General features: G+C 70.8%; 18 protein-coding genes, 2 tRNA genes and 2 pseudogenes. 10 read left to right on the top strand and 12 right to left on the bottom strand.

Annotation, left to right across the window (positions count from 1 at the left end):
- Nucleotides 1–113: 113 nt before the first annotated feature.
- The 4 genes from rsrA to ACWGJM_RS24230 form a co-directional block, all read right to left on the bottom strand.
- Nucleotides 114–425: a mycothiol system anti-sigma-R factor gene (gene rsrA, locus ACWGJM_RS24245; RefSeq protein ID WP_453413773.1), complete on the bottom strand. Its 312-nt coding sequence runs from the start codon at nucleotides 423–425 to the stop codon at nucleotides 114–116.
- Nucleotides 422–1,105, bottom strand: a complete 684-nt coding sequence (gene sigR, locus ACWGJM_RS24240; protein ID WP_453413772.1) for an RNA polymerase sigma factor SigR — start codon at nucleotides 1,103–1,105, stop codon at nucleotides 422–424. The genes rsrA and sigR overlap by 4 nt, the downstream gene beginning before the upstream one ends.
- Before the next feature lie 256 nt (nucleotides 1,106–1,361).
- A complete protein-coding gene (locus ACWGJM_RS24235; RefSeq protein ID WP_453413861.1) occupies nucleotides 1,362–1,994 on the bottom strand; it encodes an alpha/beta hydrolase family protein in 633 nt (210 codons plus the stop codon).
- A gap of 164 nt (nucleotides 1,995–2,158) precedes the next feature.
- Nucleotides 2,159–2,974, bottom strand: coding sequence for an SOS response-associated peptidase (locus ACWGJM_RS24230; protein WP_453413771.1), 816 nt, complete (start codon nucleotides 2,972–2,974; stop codon nucleotides 2,159–2,161).
- Nucleotides 2,975–3,024: 50 nt separating this feature from the next.
- Here ACWGJM_RS24230 and ACWGJM_RS24225 point away from each other — a divergent pair, with 50 nt between their 5' ends.
- From ACWGJM_RS24225 to ACWGJM_RS24205, 5 genes are all read left to right on the top strand, one after another.
- Nucleotides 3,025–3,747: a M50 family metallopeptidase gene (locus ACWGJM_RS24225; RefSeq protein WP_453413770.1), complete on the top strand. Its 723-nt coding sequence runs from the start codon at nucleotides 3,025–3,027 to the stop codon at nucleotides 3,745–3,747.
- Between the two features lie 73 nt (nucleotides 3,748–3,820).
- Nucleotides 3,821–5,146, top strand: a complete 1,326-nt coding sequence (gene aroA / locus ACWGJM_RS24220) for a 3-phosphoshikimate 1-carboxyvinyltransferase (protein ID WP_453413769.1) — start codon at nucleotides 3,821–3,823, stop codon at nucleotides 5,144–5,146.
- 12 nt (nucleotides 5,147–5,158) lie between these two features.
- Nucleotides 5,159–6,169: a ribosome small subunit-dependent GTPase A gene (rsgA, locus tag ACWGJM_RS24215; protein WP_453413768.1), complete on the top strand. Its 1,011-nt coding sequence runs from the start codon at nucleotides 5,159–5,161 to the stop codon at nucleotides 6,167–6,169.
- A gap of 94 nt (nucleotides 6,170–6,263) precedes the next feature.
- Nucleotides 6,264–6,587, top strand: coding sequence for a DMT family transporter (locus ACWGJM_RS24210; protein WP_453413767.1), 324 nt, complete (start codon nucleotides 6,264–6,266; stop codon nucleotides 6,585–6,587).
- A 112-nt stretch (nucleotides 6,588–6,699) separates the two neighbouring features.
- The gene (locus ACWGJM_RS24205) at nucleotides 6,700–7,041 is read left to right on the top strand and encodes a DUF1330 domain-containing protein (protein ID WP_453413766.1); all 342 of its coding nucleotides are present in this window, start codon (nucleotides 6,700–6,702) and stop codon (nucleotides 7,039–7,041) included.
- On the opposite strand, the gene ACWGJM_RS24200 is transcribed toward ACWGJM_RS24205, so the two are convergent.
- On the bottom strand, nucleotides 6,993–7,268 hold the full coding sequence (locus tag ACWGJM_RS24200) for a hypothetical protein (protein ID WP_453413860.1): 276 nt from the start codon (nucleotides 7,266–7,268) through the stop codon (nucleotides 6,993–6,995). The genes ACWGJM_RS24205 and ACWGJM_RS24200 overlap by 49 nt on opposite strands.
- Nucleotides 7,269–7,357: 89 nt before the next feature.
- Here ACWGJM_RS24200 and ACWGJM_RS24195 point away from each other — a divergent pair, with 89 nt between their 5' ends.
- Complete coding sequence (locus tag ACWGJM_RS24195) at nucleotides 7,358–7,633, top strand: hypothetical protein (RefSeq protein ID WP_453413765.1); 276 nt, start codon at nucleotides 7,358–7,360, stop codon at nucleotides 7,631–7,633.
- Here the strand turns inward: ACWGJM_RS24195 and ACWGJM_RS24190 are convergent.
- Nucleotides 7,559–7,795, bottom strand: a pseudogene (locus tag ACWGJM_RS24190) (ABC transporter ATP-binding protein); the annotation flags it as partial. The gene ACWGJM_RS24195 and the pseudogene ACWGJM_RS24190 sit on opposite strands and share 75 nt — an antisense overlap.
- Nucleotides 7,796–7,884: 89 nt before the next feature.
- On the opposite strand from ACWGJM_RS24190, the pseudogene ACWGJM_RS24185 reads away from it, so the two are divergent.
- Nucleotides 7,885–8,103: pseudogene (locus tag ACWGJM_RS24185) on the top strand (ABC transporter family substrate-binding protein); the annotation flags it as partial.
- A 13-nt stretch (nucleotides 8,104–8,116) separates the two neighbouring features.
- Here the strand turns inward: ACWGJM_RS24185 and ACWGJM_RS24180 are convergent.
- Complete coding sequence (locus ACWGJM_RS24180) at nucleotides 8,117–8,722, bottom strand: TetR/AcrR family transcriptional regulator (RefSeq protein WP_453413859.1); 606 nt, start codon at nucleotides 8,720–8,722, stop codon at nucleotides 8,117–8,119.
- Between the two features lie 210 nt (nucleotides 8,723–8,932).
- On the opposite strand from ACWGJM_RS24180, the gene hisN reads away from it, so the two are divergent.
- Together hisN and ACWGJM_RS24170 are read left to right on the top strand one after the other, a co-directional pair.
- Entirely contained in the window at nucleotides 8,933–9,733 is an 801-nt protein-coding gene (gene hisN / locus ACWGJM_RS24175; RefSeq protein ID WP_453413764.1) for a histidinol-phosphatase, read from the top strand.
- Nucleotides 9,734–9,894: 161 nt separating this feature from the next.
- Nucleotides 9,895–10,296: a CBS domain-containing protein gene (locus ACWGJM_RS24170; protein WP_453413763.1), complete on the top strand. Its 402-nt coding sequence runs from the start codon at nucleotides 9,895–9,897 to the stop codon at nucleotides 10,294–10,296.
- A gap of 52 nt (nucleotides 10,297–10,348) precedes the next feature.
- Here ACWGJM_RS24170 and ACWGJM_RS24165 read toward each other — a convergent pair whose 3' ends face one another.
- Nucleotides 10,349–11,800: a catalase gene (locus tag ACWGJM_RS24165; protein WP_453413762.1), complete on the bottom strand. Its 1,452-nt coding sequence runs from the start codon at nucleotides 11,798–11,800 to the stop codon at nucleotides 10,349–10,351.
- A gap of 126 nt (nucleotides 11,801–11,926) precedes the next feature.
- Here ACWGJM_RS24165 and ACWGJM_RS24160 point away from each other — a divergent pair, with 126 nt between their 5' ends.
- Nucleotides 11,927–12,343 carry a Fur family transcriptional regulator gene (locus ACWGJM_RS24160; RefSeq protein WP_453413761.1) on the top strand — a complete coding sequence of 139 codons (417 nt, stop codon included), beginning with the start codon at nucleotides 11,927–11,929 and terminating at the stop codon, nucleotides 12,341–12,343.
- A 109-nt stretch (nucleotides 12,344–12,452) separates the two neighbouring features.
- Here the strand turns inward: ACWGJM_RS24160 and ACWGJM_RS24155 are convergent.
- The 4 genes from ACWGJM_RS24155 to ACWGJM_RS24140 all read right to left on the bottom strand — a co-directional run bounded on the left by ACWGJM_RS24155 (nucleotide 12,453) and on the right by ACWGJM_RS24140 (nucleotide 17,934).
- A tRNA-Met gene (locus tag ACWGJM_RS24155) sits at nucleotides 12,453–12,526 on the bottom strand.
- 338 nt (nucleotides 12,527–12,864) lie between these two features.
- Complete coding sequence (locus ACWGJM_RS24150; protein ID WP_453413760.1) at nucleotides 12,865–14,625, bottom strand: sel1 repeat family protein; 1,761 nt, start codon at nucleotides 14,623–14,625, stop codon at nucleotides 12,865–12,867.
- A 304-nt stretch (nucleotides 14,626–14,929) separates the two neighbouring features.
- Nucleotides 14,930–15,003 (bottom strand) — tRNA-Met (locus tag ACWGJM_RS24145).
- 51 nt (nucleotides 15,004–15,054) lie between these two features.
- Nucleotides 15,055–17,934 carry a UPF0182 family membrane protein gene (locus ACWGJM_RS24140; protein ID WP_453413858.1) on the bottom strand — a complete coding sequence of 960 codons (2,880 nt, stop codon included), beginning with the start codon at nucleotides 17,932–17,934 and terminating at the stop codon, nucleotides 15,055–15,057.
- Nucleotides 17,935–18,075 lie beyond the last annotated feature (141 nt).

The raw sequence follows: 18,075 nt of genomic DNA, 5'->3' as shown, positions 1-18,075 counted from the left end.
ACCATGCCCTGCCCTTCCAGGCGTTCGGAGCCTAGGGCGGTAGTCGGGGGGTTCGAGGGCCTATGACCCGAGGATTAGCACGTTCGGGTGATGACCCGAGGGTCAGAACCGGGTCAGGACTCCTGGCTCGTGACCGGTGCGGCCGTCACGTCGTGCTCGGGAACGGCCTGGCCGGAACGGATCAGGTCGAGCCGCCCCAGGACCTTGGCGCGCAGGTCGGTCGGCACGTCGTCATGCCCGCAGCACCGCTTGACCAGCTTCTTCACGGCCTCTTCCAGGCCGTACTTCTCCAGGCACGGCGAGCACTCCTGGAAGTGCTGCTTGAACTTGTCGCGATCGACGTCCGGCATCTCACTGTCGAGGAACTCGTACAGATGGTCCAGGACCTCACGGCAGTCCGTCTCGTGCGGCTCTCCGCAGCTCATGAGCCCGAGCCTTTCGCTTCGTTCGACTCCCCGGCGCCGGCCGGGACCAGCCCACGCTCGCGGGCGTAGTCCTCGAGCATGCCGCGCAGTTGACGGCGGCCCCGGTGCAGCCGGGACATCACCGTACCGATGGGTGTCCCCATGATGTCCGCGATCTCCTTGTACGCAAAGCCCTCTACGTCCGCGAGATAGACGGCGATGCGGAATTCCTCGGGGATCGCCTGCAGCGCCGACTTCACGTCCGAGTCGGGCAGGTGGTCGAGCGCCTGCGACTCGGCGGAGCGCAGACCGGTCGACATGTGCGACTCGGCACGGGCGAGCTGCCAGTCCTCGATCTCCTCGGCCGCGCTGCGCTGGGGCTCGCGCTGCTTCTTGCGGTACGAGTTGATGAAGGTGTTCGTGAGGATCCGGTACAGCCACGCCTTGAGGTTGGTGCCCTCGCGGAACTGGTGGAAGGACGCGTACGCCTTCGCGTACATCTCCTGCACCAGGTCCTCGGCGTCGGCCGGGTTGCGTGTCATGCGCAGGGCGGCCGAATACATCTGGTCGAGGAATTCGAGCGCGTCCCGTTCGAAGCGCGCGCTGCGCTCCGCGGTCGACTCCGCGCCGGCGCCCTGGCCCTCGGGCAGCTCCGCCTGGCCGTTGTCGGTCCCTGCGTCCGTCCCAGTGACCGGACCCACCTCCTCAAGATCGCGCGTGAGACCGAAACCGGACCCACTCGATTCGGAGGATAGACGACGACCGGTGCCTGCCGCCGCTCGAATAGGAGCGGTCTTGGCCGCGTGCAGCACTGTCCAGTCCAGGTCAGTACGGCTGCTGCGGCTCGGGCAGAAGGTCGAACCCATGCGGCGGACTTCCTCTCCTACGACATCCGTGCTGGTGCTTCAGCACTTCCGTCCGCCACAACAGTGCCGCGGTGCCGCGCATTCCCGGCGGTCAGCCGAGTGACGCGGTCCACTGGACGACCGCGTCGGTGATGACCTCCAGTGCCCGTTCCTGGGTGATCCCCGCGCGCTTGGGCACGGCGAAGCCGTGATCGCCGTACGGCACCTCGACCAACTCGTGGGTCCCCTCGGGGAACTCCTCCGGCCTCCCGAACGGATCGTTGCCGCCCTGCACGACGAGCGTCGGCACCCCGGCGCCCAGCAGCTCGTCGGCGCGGGACTTCTCGGGCCTGCCCGGCGGGTGCAGAGGGAAGCTGAGCGCGAGAACGGCGTGCGCACCGAGTTCTCCGGCCGTACGGCAGGCGACCCGCGCCCCCGCACTCCGCCCGCCGGAGACCACCGGCAGCCCCAGCTTGCCGATCACGGGCCAGACCCCGCGCCACCCGGCGTCCAGCGTCCTGGGCGCGGGCGCCACCTTCTTCCCGGCCACCCGCCAGGGCTGCTCGACGAGCGCGACGGTCACCCCGTGGCCAGGCAGCACCCCGGCGAGCGCCTGAAGATCCCGCGCCTCGATACCACCGCCGGCACCGTGGCTGACGGCCAGCACGAGCTTCGGCTTCTTGGCCGGGTGCCAGGTGATACGGGCGGTTCCGGCATCGGTGTCGACGGTGTCGGTACGGATCACGGTGTCCACGCGCGCCAGCCTAGCCGCGTACGCCGCCCCAGCTGCGGGCAAGTCGTGCCTCCCCCCGTGCCTCAAGGGCCTGGGGAGACCCCCCGGAGGCACCCCGCAACGCCGGGCTGCGCGACCTCGCCCCGGCACCAGCCGCGGGCGCCGCCGAACCCCGCTCAGAACAGCGTGCCCACCTCCGGCCCCTCCAGCTCCTTCAGCAGGTCAGCACCGTTGTTCCGCACATTGCTCACCGCCGTGGAAACGGGATACGCCCGCATCAGTCCCGCAGGCGGCGGCACCAGCAGCGACCGCAGATCCTCGACATCGGTGCGGGAAGGATCCAGCCAGGCGTCCCACCGATCCGCCGTGAGCATCAGCGGCATCCGGGGATGAATCTCGGCCAGCGAATGCGGCCCCTCCGCGGGCGCGACGGCCAGCGGCGTCTGCTCCGCCTCCGTGGTGATCACCGAGCACGTCGCCCACCAGGCCTGCGGATGATCGTCCGGCAGCGTCCGGTCCCGCCAGAACTCGTACAGCCCGGCCATCGCGAAGACCGACCCGTCGGCGGGCAGCACGAAGTACGGCTGCTTGCGCGGCCGCTTCTTCTTCCCTTCGACCTCCAGGTCACGCTCCTGACTGCCGGTGACCCACTCGTAGTAGCCGTCGGCGGGCAGGATGCAGCGCCGGGCGGCGAAGGCGCGGCGGTAGGACGGCTTCTCGTGCACGGTCTCCGCCCGCGCGTTGATCATCCGCGCGCCGCCCTCGGGCGATTTGGCCCAGGAGGGGACCAGACCCCACTTGAGCTTGCGCAGCTGGCGAACCGGGCGCGGGGCGTCGGCGTCCTTCACAGGACGGTCCAGGACCGCGTAGACCTCCTTGGTCGGAGCCACGTTGTAGTCCGGCTCCAAGGTCTCCTCAGGTTCCCACTTCTCGATTTCAAAGATTCCCGCGAGATCCTCGGGCCTACGACTCGCCGCATACCGTCCGCACATACGTGCCACACTGCCAGACTCCGCATAGCGAGAGGGAGCAACCGCCGAACATGGAGAGCACCGCCGCCACCGCGCTGCCCGACCTCTGGGACCGCCTCATGGGGACCCAGCCGGACCCCGATCTGTGGGTGGTGCTCGCCACCCTTGGCGCGGCGCTCGCGGTGGTCGTCCCGCACACCGTGTGGCGCGTCTCCCGCAACGCGATCACCATCGCCCACGAGGGCGGCCACGGACTCGTCGCGCTGCTCACCGGCCGCCAGCTCACCGGCATACGGCTGCACTCCGACACCAGCGGCCTCACCCTCAGCCGGGGCAAGCCGTACGGCATAGGCATGATCCTCACCGCCGCCTCCGGTTACACCGCTCCCCCGCTGCTGGGCCTGGGCGGCGCCGCCCTGCTGGCCGCCGGGCGGATCACGCTGCTGCTGTGGCTGGCGACCGCGCTCCTGGTGGCGATGCTGGTGATGATCCGCAACGCGTACGGCGTGCTGACGGTGGTCCTGGCGGGCGGCGCCTTCCTCCTGGTCTCCTGGCTGGCCGGACCCCAGGTGCAGGCCGCGTTCGCCTATGCGGTGGTGTGGTTCCTGCTCTTCGGCGGCGTCCGCCCGGCGTTCGAGCTCCAGGCGAAGCGGGCGCGCGGCGGCGCGGGCGACTCCGACGCGGACCAGCTGTCCCGGCTCACGCACGTCCCGGCGGGCCTGTGGCTGTTCCTGTTCCATGTGGTGTCGCTGTGCTCGCTGATCGGTGGCGGCCGCTGGCTGCTGGAAGTCTGAGGCTCGCGCGACCAGCCCCGACGGGCCCGCAGCCGCGCAACGCCCCGGACCGTCCACCACTAAAGTGGGGCCCATGGCCCCGAACGACGCACACACCGCCCTCTGGCCCGCCCCGCACGCGAGCGGAGCCGTCGACGCGACGGTCCACGTGCCCGGGTCCAAGTCGGTCACCAACCGCGCCCTGGTGCTCGCCGCCCTCGCCTCCGAGCCCGGCTGGCTGCGCCGCCCGCTGCGCTCCCGCGACACGCTGCTGATGGCCGGCGCCCTGCGCGCGATGGGCGTGGAGATCGAGGAGGGGGTGGGCCCGGACGGCACGGGCGAGGCCTGGCGCGTGCTCCCGACGGGCCTGCACGGCCCGGCCACGGTCGACGTCGGCAACGCCGGCACCGTCATGCGCTTCCTGCCGCCGGTGGCCGCGCTGGCCGACGGCCCGGTCCGCTTCGACGGCGACCCCAGGTCGTACGAGCGTCCCCTGAACGGCGTGATCGACGCGCTGCGCGTGCTCGGCGCCCGGATCGACGACGACGGCCGGGGCGCGCTGCCGCTGACCGTGCACGGCGGCGGCGCGCTGGACGGCGGCCCGGTGTCGGTCGACGCCTCGTCCTCGTCCCAGTTCGTGTCGGCGCTGCTGCTGTCCGGCCCCCGGTTCAACCAGGGCGTCGAGGTCCGCCACACCGGCGCGACGCTGCCCTCCATGCCGCACATCCGGATGACGGTCGACATGCTGCGCGCGGTCGGCGCCCAGGTGGACACCCCCGAGTCGGGCGGCGAGCCGAACGTCTGGCGGGTGACCCCGGGCGCGCTGCTCGGCCGCGACCTGACCATCGAGCCGGACCTGTCCAACGCCCAGCCGTTCCTGGCGGCGGCGCTGGTCACCGGCGGGAAGGTGCTGATCCCGGACTGGCCGTCCAGGACGACCCAACCGGGTGACCGGCTGCGCGAGATCTTCACCGAGATGGGCGGTTCCTGCGAGCTGACCGAGTACGGCCTGGTCTTCACCGGCTCCGGCTCGGTGCACGGCATCGACGTGGACCTGGGCGACGTCGGCGAGCTGACCCCGGGCATCGCCGCGGTCGCCGCGCTCGCGGACTCCCCCTCGACGCTGCGGGGCGTGGCCCATCTGCGGCTGCACGAGACGGACCGGCTGGCCGCGCTGACCAAGGAGATCAACGAGCTGGGCGGTGACGTCACCGAGACGGCCGACGGCCTGCACATCCGGCCGCGCCCGCTGCACGGGGGGATCTTCCACACGTACGAGGACCACCGCATGGCGACGGCCGGTGCGATCATCGGCCTGGCGGTCGACGGCGTGCGGATCGAGAACGTGGCGACCACGGCGAAGACCCTCCCCGACTTCCCCGAGCTGTGGGCCGGGATGCTCGGGAGCGACAGGGCGTAGGGGACCACCGCCATGCGCCGTTACGGCAAGCACACCGACGAGGACGACATCCGCAGCCGCCCCAACCGCAAGGGCAACCGACCCCGCACGCACATCCGGCCCAAGCACGAGGACGCGGCAGAGGGCATGGTCCTCACCATCGACCGGGGCCGTCTGACCTGCCTCGTCGACGGCCGTACCGTCATGGCGATGAAGGCCCGCGAGCTGGGCCGCAAGGCCGCGGTGGTGGGCGACCGGGTGGCGCTCGTCGGTGACCTGTCCGGGAAGAAGGACACGCTGGCGCGGATCGTCCGCATCGAGGAGCGCTCGTCGGTGCTGCGCCGCACCGCGGACGACGACGACCCGTTCGAGCGGGTGGTGGTCGCCAACGCCGACCAGCTGGCCATCGTCACCGCCCTGGCCGACCCCGAGCCGCGCCCGCGTCTGATCGACCGCTGCCTGGTCGCGGCATACGACGGCGGCCTGGAGCCCCTCCTGGTGATGACCAAGTCGGACCTGGCACCGCCGGACAAGCTGCTGGAGCTGTACGGCGCCCTGGACATCCCGTACGTCGTCACCAGCCGCGAGGAGCTGGCGGACGGCGGCGCGGCCGACCGGGTGCGGGAGCAGCTGGAGGGCCGGGTCACGGCCTTCGTCGGCCACTCGGGCGTCGGCAAGACGACCCTCGTCAACGCGCTGGTCCCGGAGGACCGCCGCCGCACGACGGGCCATGTGAACGCGGTGACGGGCCGCGGCCGCCACACCACCACCTCGGCCCTCGCCCTGCCCCTGGAGGCCGCGGGGAGCTGGGTGATCGACACCCCGGGGGTACGGTCCTTCGGCCTCGCGCACGTCGACCCCTCCCGCGTCATCAACGCCTTCCCGGACCTCGAACCCGGCACGGAGGGCTGCCCGCGCGCGTGCAGCCACGACGAGCCGGACTGCGCGCTGGACGCCTGGGTGGCCGAGGGGCACGCCGACCCGGCACGGCTGTACTCGCTGCGCAGACTGCTGGCCGCCCGTGAGCGCACGGAAGGCGACTGACGGCCGCGCGTCCTGTTGTTCGCGCGTTGTTTGGGAGGGCTTGGGTCCGGTAAGTGCATAATCGCACCGAGCCGGACCTACGGGAGGACAGCACATGGCGTGGCTGCTGGTCATCGTGGCCGGAATGCTCGAGACCGGCTTCGCCGTGTGCCTCAAGCTCTCCCACGGTTTCACCCGGCTGTGGCCCACGATCGCCTTCTGCTGCTTCGCCCTCGGCAGCTTCGGCCTGCTCACCCTCAGCCTGCGGAAACTGGACGTGGGCCCGGCCTACGCGGTGTGGACCGGCATCGGCGCGGCGGGCACCGCGATCTACGGCATGGTCTTCCTCGGCGACCTGGTCTCCACCCTGAAGCTCGTCTCCATCAGCCTGGTCATCGTCGGCGTGATCGGCCTGCAACTGTCGGGCTCGGCGCACTAGTCCCGGTCACCCGGCCTTACCTCGGAGGTAATCGCGGGGCGCGGGTGCCCGCCGCTACGTTCCTGTACGTCGTCCCGCAGGGGGCGTCTACGAACGAGCGAAGGAGCGTGCCGTGGCCGCCTATGGCTTCGCGCATCTGCGCGATCGTCGTCATCACCCGGATGTCCTGGAGTACTTGGAGCGCATCCAGGACACCCTCGACCCCTTCCACGGGCGTTTCGTCATCCACGGCCCGCCGGCCGAGGTGGTGGAGGGCGACTGGAAGGGCAGCATGGTGCTGATCGAGTTCCCCGGGCTGGCCGAGGCGCGCGCCTGGTACGTCTCCCCCGCCTACCAGGCGATCCTCCGCCTGCGGACCGACCACATCGTGGGCGACCTGCTGCTGATCGAGGGCGTCGGCCCGGACTACGACCCCCGGCAACGGGCCGAGAAGCTGCGGGACGAAGCCGCGTAGACGACCTCCCGTACCCGCGGGAAGTGGCAGGCCGCCCCGTCGCCGTCTCCGTCCGCGTCCAGCACGGGCACGTCATGGGCACACCGCTTCCGCTCCTCCTCCGCGAGCTTCCCGTACAGCGGGCAGCGGGTCCGGAAGCGACAGCCGTCGTGGCGGCGGGTGGGGCTCGGCGGGTCGCCGGCGAGCAGGATCCGCGTCCGCTGCCGTTCCCGCTCCGGGTCGGGCAGGGGTACGGCGGACAGCAGGGCCTGGGTGTAGGGGTGCCGGGGCGGGCGAACACCTCGTCGACCGGGCCGGCCTCGACCGTGCGGCCGAGGTGGACCACGCTGACGCGGTCCGCGATGTTCCGTACGACGGACAGGTCGTGGGAGACGAAGAGGTAGGCCGGCCCCAGTTCCTCCTTCAACCGCTGGAGCAGTTCCAGCACCCCGGCCTGGACCGAGACGTCGAGGGCGGAGACCGGCTCGTCCAGGACGAGCAGTTCCGGCTCGACGGACAGGGCACGGGCGATGCCGACGCGCCGGCGCCGGCCGCCGGAGAACTCGTGCGGGAACGCCCGGGCCCGCAGGGCGGGTTCGGGGATGCCGACTAGGTCGAGCAGTTCCACGGCCCGGGCCGTGGCGTGCTCGCGGGAGACGTCCTGGCGGGCACGGACGGCCTCGGCGATCTGGTCGCCGATCCGGTACACGGGCGTGAACGCGGACAGCGGGTCCTGGAAGACCATCGAGACACGGCGGCCCCGGATCCGGGTCAGCTCCCGCTCGGGGGCGCCGAGGAGTTCGGTGCCGTCGAGCCGTACCGACTCGCGTACCGACGCGTTGCCGGGCAGCAGCCCGAGGACGGCGAGTCGACGCGCTGCTGAAGCAGGCCGGGGAGAGCACCGACCGCGCCGAGGCGATCAAGCTCTACAACCAGGCCGACGCCGAGATATGGAAGCTGGGCCACTCGATCGAGCTCTACCAGCGCCCCGAGATCATCGCCGTGCGCAAGGACCTCGCCAACCACGGCGCGGAGGGCCTCGCGAGCGTCGACTACACGAAGGTCGGCCGGCTCGAGAAGTAGCCCCGGCCGAGCCTCACACCAACTGCCGGGGAAGGACGGCCCGCACCAGCTCCGCGACCCCGCCCTCCCCCGGCGGAGCCGCGACGCAGGACAGGGCCAGCCGTACGGCCAGTTCGCAGGACCGGACGAGCTCGGCGATGTCCGCCGGGGCCGCCCCGGGGCCGGCCAGCACCGCGACCGCCCGGTCGCGCACGATCTGCACGAAGTCGCCGGGCGAGGGCAGCGGGCCGTCCGCCCGGCGCTGTGCCGGTACGGCGGAGGAGGACGGCACGGCGGGCAGCGTCGGCGTGGGCAGGCGTTCGCTCCAGCAGCCCGTGAGCATGGCCCGTACCAGCGCGTTGTCCCGGGCGGCCGACGTCATCCACTCGGCGGTGGCGGTGAGCCGGTCGCGCGGGTCGGCGTGCGCGGCGAGCGCCCGCTCCACCCCGGCGACGTACCCGTCGGCCTCTCTCCGTACCAGCGCTCTGGCCAGCCCTTCCTTGCTGCCGAACTCGTTGTACAGCGTCTGCCGGGACACTCCGGCCGCCGCGGCCACGTCCACCATCCGCACAGCGGACCACGGCCGGCGCGCAAGCGCCGTGGAGGCGGCGTCCAGTAGGGATTCCCGCGCTGCAGGCATCATCGCCTCCCTCGGGCGAGCGGCTCTGCGCCCAGATTTGACGCGCACACAGGCACTGTCAAGGGTTCACGAAGGCACCGGGGGGCGCCTTTGAACCGCCATGCGCGTGCCCTCCGGTCATCTCCGCACCCCGGCCCGGTACACCCCCGTACCTCTCGTACCCCCCGCCCCCGGTAGCCCCACCCCGAGTCACCCGGATACGGTTCCTGCATGCCCGACTACCTCGACGACCTCCGTCTCGCCCACGTCCTCGCGGACGCGGCCGACGCGGCGACGACGGCTCGCTTCAAGGCCCTCGACCTCAAGGTGGAGACCAAGCCGGACATGACCCCGGTGAGCGAGGCGGACAGGGCCGCCGAGGAGCTCATCCGCGGCCAGCTCCAGCGCGCCCGCCCCAGGGACGCCATCCTTGGCGAGGAGTACGGCATCGAGGGCACCGGCCCCCGCCGCTGGGTGATCGACCCGATCGACGGCACCAAGAACTACGTCCGCGGCGTCCCCGTCTGGGCCACCCTCATCTCCCTGACGGAGGCGGGCGAGGGCGGCTACCAGCCCGTCGTCGGCCTGGTCTCCGCCCCCGCCCTCGGCCGACGCTGGTGGGCCGCGAAGGGCCACGGCGCCTTCACCGGCCGCAGCCTGTCCTCCGCCACCCGCCTGCACGTCTCCCGTGTGTCGAAGCTCGCCGACGCCTCCTTCGCGTACTCCTCGCTCAGCGGCTGGGAGGAGCAGGGCCGTCTGAACGGCTTCCTCGACCTCACCCGCGAGGTGTGGCGCACGCGCGCGTACGGCGACTTCTGGCCCTACATGATGGTCGCCGAGGGCTCGGTCGACCTCTGCGGCGAGCCGGAGCTGTCCCTGTGGGACATGGCCGCCAACGCGATCATCGTCACCGAGGCCGGCGGCACCTTCACCGGCCTCGACGGCCGCCCGGGCCCGCACAGCGGCAACGCGGCCGCGTCGAACGGCCTGCTGCACGACGAGTTGCTGGGGTATCTCAATCAGCGCTACTGAGCATCGCGGGACGATCACGCACGCCCTCAACTGGCTACGCACGCCCTCTTGTTGACCCGCCCTTTACCTGGGACGCTGAGAGCACCCTCATTTGTGAACTTGTGAATCGATGAACTTGTCCTTCACGGGTTCATCGGATTCGTAGGAGGTGCCTCCATCCCATGCTCGTCCGAGACGCCATGAGCACGGTGGTCCTCACCGTCGGCCCCGCCCACACCCTCCGCCAAGCCGCCGCCCTGATGTCCGCCCGCCGGGTCGGCGCCGCCATCGTCCTCGACCCGGACGCCGGCGGCATCGGGATCCTGACCGAGCGGGACATCCTCAACTCCGTGGGCCTCGGCCAGAACCCGGACACGGAACGCATCCACGCCCACACCACCAACAACGTCGTGTTCGCCGCCCCGACCTGGACCCTGGAGGAGGCCGCCCGCGCCATGGCCCACGGCGGCTTCCGCCACCTCGTCGTCCTCGACCGCGGCGAGCCCGCCGGGATCGTCTCGGTCCGCGACATCATCCGCTGCTGGGCACCGGCACCCGCCCGGCCGCACGTCGTACCGGCCTGAACGCGCGACGGGCCGGGCCCCCGCGAGGGACCCGGCCCGTCACCGGTGCGCGTCAGCCGCGCAGGGCCTGGACCGCGATCTCCAGCCGCTTGCCGAAGTCCCCGTCGGCCCGGCGGAAGTTGTCTATCGCACGCTCGGCGATGTCCTCCCGCGAGACCTGCGCGACGGCGCCGGCGAGGTTGCCGATCAGGCGCTCCTTCTCGCCCTCCGACATCAGCCGGTAGAGGTTGCCCGCCTGGACGAAGTCGTCGTCCTCGGCGTGCACCGGGGCCGCGTGGTCGCCGGTGGCGCCGGAGACCGGGACCGGCTGCCAGAGCGGGCGGTCCGTCTGGAAGGGGCCGCCGAAGCTGTTCGGCTCGTAGTTCTTGGCGCCCTTGTGGCGGCCGTCGTACAGGTGGCCGTCACGGGAGTTGGTGCGCGCCTCGGTGGCGTGCGGGCGGTTCACCGGCAGGTGGCCGGCATTGATGCCGACGCGGTAGCGGTGCGCGTCGCCGTAGGCGAAGAGGCGGCCCTGGAGCATCTTGTCCGGGGACGGGCCGATGCCGGGCACGAAGTGCGCCGGGGAGAAGATCGACTGCTCGACCTCGGCGAAGACGTTCTCGGGGTTGCGGTTGAGCTCCAGCTTGCCGATCTCGACGACCGGGTAGTCCGCGTGCGGCCACACCTTGGTCAGGTCGAAGGGGTTGAAGCGGTAGGTCCGGGCCTCGGCGGCGGGCATGATCTGCACGCCGACCGTCCAGGTCGGGTACTCACCGCGCTCGATGGCCTCGCGCAGGTCGCGCTGGTGGGAATCGGGGTCCTCACCGGCAAGCCTGGCGGCCTCCTCGGCGGTCAGGTTCTTGATCCCCTGGTCGGTCTTGAAGTGGTACTTGACCCAGAAGACCTCGCCGGCCTCGTTGCTCCACTGGAAGGTGTGCGAACCGAAGCCGTCCATGTGGCGGTAGGACGCCGGGATGCCGCGGTCGCCGAACAGCCAGGTCACCTGGTGGGTCGACTCGGGGGACAGACCCCAGAAGTCCCAGACGTTGTCCGCCTCCTGCGAGCCCGTGTACGGGTCGCGCTTCTGCGTGTGGATGAAGTCCGGGAACTTGATGGCGTCCTTGATGAAGAACACCGGGGTGTTGTTGCCGACGAGGTCGTAGTTGCCCTCCTCGGTGTAGAACTTCAGCGCGAAGCCGCGCGGGTCACGGACGGCGTCCGCGGCGCCCAGGTTGCCGGCCACGGTCGAGAAGCGCAGGAAGACCTCGGTCTGCTTGCCGACCTCGGAGAGGAAACCGGCGCGCGTGTACGGGGTGACGTCGGCGGTCACCGTGAAGGTGCCGTAGGCGCCCGCGCCCCGGGCGTGCACCACGCGCTCCGGAATGCGCTCGCGGTTGAAGTGGGCCAGCTTCTCCAGGAGGAGCTGGTCCTGGACGAGCACCGGGCCGCCGGCGCCCGCGGTCTCGCTGTTCTGGTTGTCGGCCACCGGTGCACCGGTGGCCGTCGTGAGCGGTCCCTGCGTCACTTCTACCCATCCCTACGACTCGATCAATTTCAGCCCCGATCCTACATTAGACAGAATCCAAATCAAGCAGGGCTCCAAACTCACACCTGTTCGGAAACTGGTCCTCTTGCTGTTAAGCTGGTTCGCATGAGCGACCTTCTGGAACGACTGCGCGGACGCGGATGGCGGATGACCGCGCAGCGACGCGTCGTGGCCGAGGTCCTCGACGGCGAACACGTCCATCTGACGGCCGACGAGGTCCACGCCCGGGCTGTCGCCAAGCTGCCCGAGATCTCCCGGGCGACCGTCTACAACACGCTCGGCGAGCTGGTCTCCCTCGGTGAAGTGATCGAGGTCTCCACCGACCAGCGGGCCAAGCGGTACGACCCGAACGCGCACCAGCCGCATCAGCACCTGGTCTGCGCCCGGTGCGGCGCGATACGGGACGTCCACCCGATCGGCAACCCGCTGTCCGACCTCCCCGACTCGGAGCGCTTCGGCTTCACGATCTCGGACGTCGAGGTGACCTACCGCGGCGTCTGCCCGAACTGCGCGGCAGCCTGATCCACACCCCGAAAGCCCCGGCGTCCCCCGAGGAACGCCGGGGCTTCGAGCTGCCTCCAAAACACCGAGGGCCGGAATCCATTCCTGGATTCCGGCCCTCGGCCTTCAGTAGCGGGGACAGGATTTGAACCTGCGACCTCTGGGTTATGAGCCCAGCGAGCTACCGAGCTGCTCCACCCCGCGTCGATGAACTAGACATTACGTGAAGGATGCGCCGGGAAGCAAATCGCTTTGGATCACCCAGCCTGCACGGCGGTCGGGGGGCGGAGGGCGCAGCCCCGCAGGGACCCAGAAGGCTCAGCTCCGGCAGGGTGCAGGGGCGCAGCCCCACAGGGGGGCAGGGGGCGCAGCCCCGCGGGAGCCAGGGGGCGCAGCCCCCGGTGGGGTCGAAGGGGCCGAGCCCCCGGTGGGGTCGCAGGGGCGGAGCCCCTGGGGATGGGAATGGGTAGGGGCGGCGGGGGCGAGACACCCGGCGCCAGCCGCAGCCCCGCCCGCCCACCCGGCGGAGCCACAGCGCAGCGCTACGCGGACAACTCCTCCCGCAGCGCGTCCCGCAACCGCGCCGCCCGCGCAGCGACCTCCGCCGGCCCGAGCGTCACCGCCCGGTCGGCCCACCGCTGCCCGACAGCCAGCTCCCCCCGACGCGCGTAGACCAGGGCCAGCCGAAGCGCCGCCCGCCCGTGCCCGGCGTCCGCGGCCCGCTCCCACCACACCGCCGCCTCGGGCTCACTGCCCTCCCGAGCGAGCAGCAGCCCAAGGTTGAACGCCCCGTTCCGCGATCCGGCCTCCGCCGCCGCCCGGTACCACCGCGCCGCCTCGACCACGTCCCCCCGGGCCGCCGCCAGCATCCCGACCCGCACCTGCGCCCGCCGGTGTCCCTGGCACGCCGCCCGCTCGTACCACTCCTCGCACTCGGTCTTCTCGTGCACGACCTCACCGAGCTCGTGCGCCGGCTCGGCCGGCCGCCGCGCGTCGAGCACGGTCGCCAGCCGGTACGCGGCCTCCGCGCTGCCGCCGCCCGCCGCGCACCGCAGATGCCGCTCGGCCTCCTGCTCGTCGCCCTCCCGCAGCCGCGCGATGCCCACCTGGAGCGCCGCCTCCGTGTGCCCGGCGGCGGCCGCACGCTCGTACCAGCCCAGCGCGACGACGTCCTCGCCCCGCCCGGCGTACAGGATCCCCAGGTTGAACGCGGCGTCCACGCTCCCTGCCTCGGCCGCCTTGGAGAACCACGGCTCCGCGCCCGTCGTGTCGCCGCCCTGCAACAGCAGGATCGCGAGCGCATTCGCCGCCTCCCGGTGTCCGGCGTACGCGGCCCGCCGGTACCACTGCTCGGCCTGCGCGGTCCGGCCCTGCTCGGCGCAGAGCAGGGCGAGGTTGTAGGCGCCGTTGTCGTCACCGGCGTCCGTCGCCGCCCGGTACCACCGCTCGGCGGTCTGCGTCTCGCCGCGTTCGGCGTGCAGCGCGCCGAGCGCGTTGGCCGCGTTGCCGTCGCCGTCCTGCGCGGCCCTGAGCCACCAGACGGCCGCGCTCTCGGTGTCCCCGGCGTCGCGCAGCAGGAAGCCGAGCGCGCAGGCGGCGCGCGCCTCACCGTCCTTGGCGGAGGTCAGGTACCAGCGTCCGGCCTCCTTCAGTTCGCCCCGCTTCTCCAGGATCGCGCCGAGGTGCAGCGCGGCCCGCCGGTGCCCGCGCGCGGCGGCCTGGCGGTACCACTGCTCGCTCTCCTCGACAGCGTTGTCGGCGCCGGTTTCCTCCTCGTTCGCGGCTCTGCGGTCGAGTGCGCGCGCCAGCCGGTACGCGGCCTCCCGGTGGCCGCGCTCGGCGGCGGCCCGCATCCACAGCTCGGCGGCGGGCTCGTCCCCGCGGTGCTCCAGCAGGTCGGCGAGCGCGTACGCGCCCAGCGCGTGCCCCTGCTCGGCGGACTGGCGCAGCCAGTACTCGGCGGCGGGCTCGTCCCCGCGCTCGCGGTGGTGCCGGCCCAGCGCGTGCGCGGCCGCCGCGGAGCCGGCGACGGCGGCGATCCGCCACCATCCGGCGGCCTCGTCGGCGTACCCGCGCTGGTGCAGGAGGACGCCCAGGTTGTTGGCGGCGGCCCGGTCGCCGGCCGCCGTGGCGGCACGCAGATGGGATTCGGCGCCGTCGAGGTCGCCGCGGCGCAGCAGCATGGCTCCGAGGACGCTCATCGCCTCGGCGTCACCGGCCTCCGCGGCGAGCCGCTGACGCGCCTCCTCCGCGGCCTCACCGGCCTCGTCGCGGTCGGCGGACGGCACGAGGTCGGCGGGCATCACAACGTCGGCATCCTGCGCAAAGTCAGCAGGATGCACAAAAGGCCCTGTTTCCAACAGAGATGCCTTGTCCCCCATAACGTCCATCGTCGCACCACCTACAACCGGGGTACACCCGGTATACCGCAGCCCGTGAGGTCACTTCAGCGTTTTGTCGACATGCCCACAGAGAGACAAGTCAAACACAGATCGACGAACTCCCCACGGCGGCGCGGCGGCTCCGCACACCGGAAAATGCGTTCGCCGCCCCCTCGCACACCACGAAGGCCCGGATCCAGTTATGGATCCGGGCCTTCGATTTCAGTAGCGGGGACAGGATTTGAACCTGCGACCTCTGGGTTATGAGCCCAGCGAGCTACCGAGCTGCTCCACCCCGCGCCGTTGTGTGCCAACCGTATCACGGCTCGGGGTACCTCTTGATCAGCCCGGTCAGCCGCCGCTGGTCTTGTCGGGCTGGGACTGCGCCTTCTCGGCCCGCTTCAGCGCTTCCTCGAGGTCCTTCTGCGCCTGGCCGTACGCCGTCCAGTCGTTCTTCTTCAGGGCTTCCTGGCCCTCGTCGAACGCCTTCTGGGCGTCCTTCAGGGCCTGCTGGACCGTCGGGTTGCCGGACGTGGGCGGGTTGGCGTTGCCGGTGCCGGTGTCCGTGTCGGACGGTGTGGTCGACGGCTTGGCTCCGAAGACCACGTTGAGGGCGTCGTCAAGGGTGTTCTCGAAGGCGGTCTTGCCCCCGTAGGTCACCAACACCTTTTTCAGCAGCGGGTACTTGAGGCCGCCACCGCGCACATAGACCGGCTCCGCGTACAGCAGGCCTCCGTCGAGCGGCACGGTCAGCAGATTGCCGTACTCGATGTCGGAGTCGCCGCCCTTGAGCAGCTTGATGGCCGCGGCGATGTCCTGTTCGGAGTTGAACTTGCTCTGGACCTGTTTCGGTCCTTCGACCGCCGTACTCGTCGGCAGTTTCAGCACTCTGATCTTGCCGTAGTCGCTGGTGCCCGCCTCGGCGTCGACCGACATGAACGCGCTCAGGTTGTCCCGGCCGTTGGGCGTGAACGTCGTCGACAGCGAGAAGGCCTGCGAGGCCTGGCCGGGCATCATCATGCTCAGGTAGTACGGCGGCACCGCGTTGCCCGACTTGTTGGTCGGGTCGTCCGGCACCTGCCACACCTCGCTGCCGGTCAGGAAGGTCTGCGCGTCGGTCACGTGGTAGCGGGTGAGCAGCTCGCGCTGGACCTTGAACAGGTCCTGCGGGTACCGCAGATGGGCCATCAGGGAGTCGGAGATGGCGCTTCTGGGCTTCACCGTGCCCGGGAACGCCTTCATCCAGGTCTTCAGGACCGGGTCCGCGGTGTCCCACTGGTAGAGCTTGACCTCGCCGGTGTAAGCGTCGACGGTCGCCTTCACCGAGTTGCGGATGTAGTTGACCTGGTTCTGCTGGGCCACCACCGCACGGTTGTTGTTGGTGGCGGTCAGCGAGTCGGCGGTCGTGTCGCCGAGGGTCGTACGGGAGGCGTAGGGATATCCGTTCGTCGTCGTGTACGTGTCGACGATCCACTGGATACGGCCGTCCACGACCGCCGGGTAGGCGTCACCGTCGATGGTCAGCCAGGGGGCGACCGCCTCCACGCGCTCCTTGGGCGTGCGGTTGTAGAGGATCCGCGAACCCTTGCCGATCGCGCCCGAGTAGAGCATCTGCGGCTCGTTGAAGGTCACGGCATAGGCGGCGCGGTTGATCGGGCTGGAGAGGCTGACCCCGCTCTTCGCCTGGTAGCTGGTGGTCTTCTCGCCCTGGTCGTCGGAGTAGTCGACCTCCTTCTGGGGGCCGCCGACGATGGAGTACGTGGTGGTCTTCTCGCCGTAGTAGACGCGCTGCTGGTACGTCGGGAGGTCACCCTTGGACGGCAGGTCGTACTCGGTGAAGACCGGCTGCCCCTCGGAGTCCGCCTCGGTGCCCTTGGCGGCGACCACGCCGTAGCCGTGGGTGTAGCGGAAGTGGTTGTTGATCCAGTTCTTCTTCGGGATGCCGTCGAGGTTCAGCTCGCGCAGACCGATGACGGTGTCCTGGTCCTTGCCGTCCTTGGTGTACCGGTCGACGTCGAGGTTGGTCGGGAAGCCGTAGTAGTTCCGCATCTGCTGGAGCTGCTGGAACGTGGGCGAGACGATGTTCGGGTCGAGGATCCGGATGCTCGCCGCCTTGCCGACGTCGTCGCGCAGGCTGGTCCTGTCCTTGGTGGTGCTCTTGCCCTCGTACTCCGAGACCTGCGCGTCGTCGATGCCGTACGCCTCACGCGTGGCCTTGATGTTCTTCTCGACGTACGGGGCTTCCTTGGCCTGCTCGTTCGGCTGGACCTGGAACTTCTGGACGATCGCCGGGTACAGGCCGCCGATGAGGATCGCCGAGAGAACCATCAGGCCGAAGCCGATCACGGGCAGCTGCCAGGTGCGCCGCCACAGGGTGGCGAAGAACAGCAGGGCGCAGATGACGGCGATGAAGAACAGGATCGTCTTGGCGGGCAGGTAGGCGTTGGCGTCGACGTACCTCAGGCCGGTCCAGTGGTCGCTGGCCTTGAAGTCGCTGGACTTGACCGCCAGCCCGTACCGGTCGAGCCAGTAGGCGACCGCCTTCAGGGCGACGAAGACACCGAGGAGCACCGACAGGTGCCCGGTCGCCGCTGCCGTGGCGCGCGCGCCCGGGCTGGTGACGCGCAGCCCGCCGTACAGGTAGTGGGTGAGCGCGGCGGCGATCAGGGACAGGATCGCGGCGGCGAAGCCGAAGCCCACCAGGAACCGGTACCAGGGCAGGTCGAAGGCGTAGAACGAGACGTCCAGGTGGAACTGGGGGTCCTTCTGGTGGAAGGGCACGCCGTTGACCCACATCAGCCACGTCCGCCACTGGCCGGCCGCGGAGGCGCCCGCGATCAGGCCCACCAGGGCGGTGATGGCGAACAGCAGCCACTTCTTGTAGGGCGCGATGCCCATGCGGTAGCGGTCCAGGTTCTGCTGCTCCATGGACATGGCGCTCAGCGGGGGCCGCAGCCGGTGGGCGAGCCAGATGTTGAAGCCGACCGCTATGGCCATCAGCAGCCCGAAGACGAAGAACAGGCCGGTCTTCGTCCACAGGGTGGTGGTGAACACGGACGAGTAGTGCACCGAGCGGTACCAGAGCCAGTCCGTCCAGAAGCCGGCGAACATGGTGAACGCCATGCCGAGCGCGGCGAGGACCCCCAAGGTCATGAGCAGGGTCCGGGCTCGCCGGGACGGGCGGCCCACTCTGATCCGCGGCCCCGTCGGGCCTCCGCCGCGGTCCGGCATCTGGAAAGCCAAGGTGCGCCCCTCGAAGTTCGCTGTCGATCCGTCAGGCCCTCGTGTTCTCGGGCCGTCCGTGGTCCCCCGTGATCGCGGTCCCACACCTATGCAACTTACTCACGGTTTACTCGGTTCCCGATTCCGGCC

The sequence above is a fragment of the Streptomyces sp. NPDC054834 genome, from assembly GCF_053611185.1.
The sequence above is the reverse complement of the archived record's forward strand: the minus strand, read 5'-3'. Positions and strand labels throughout refer to the sequence as shown.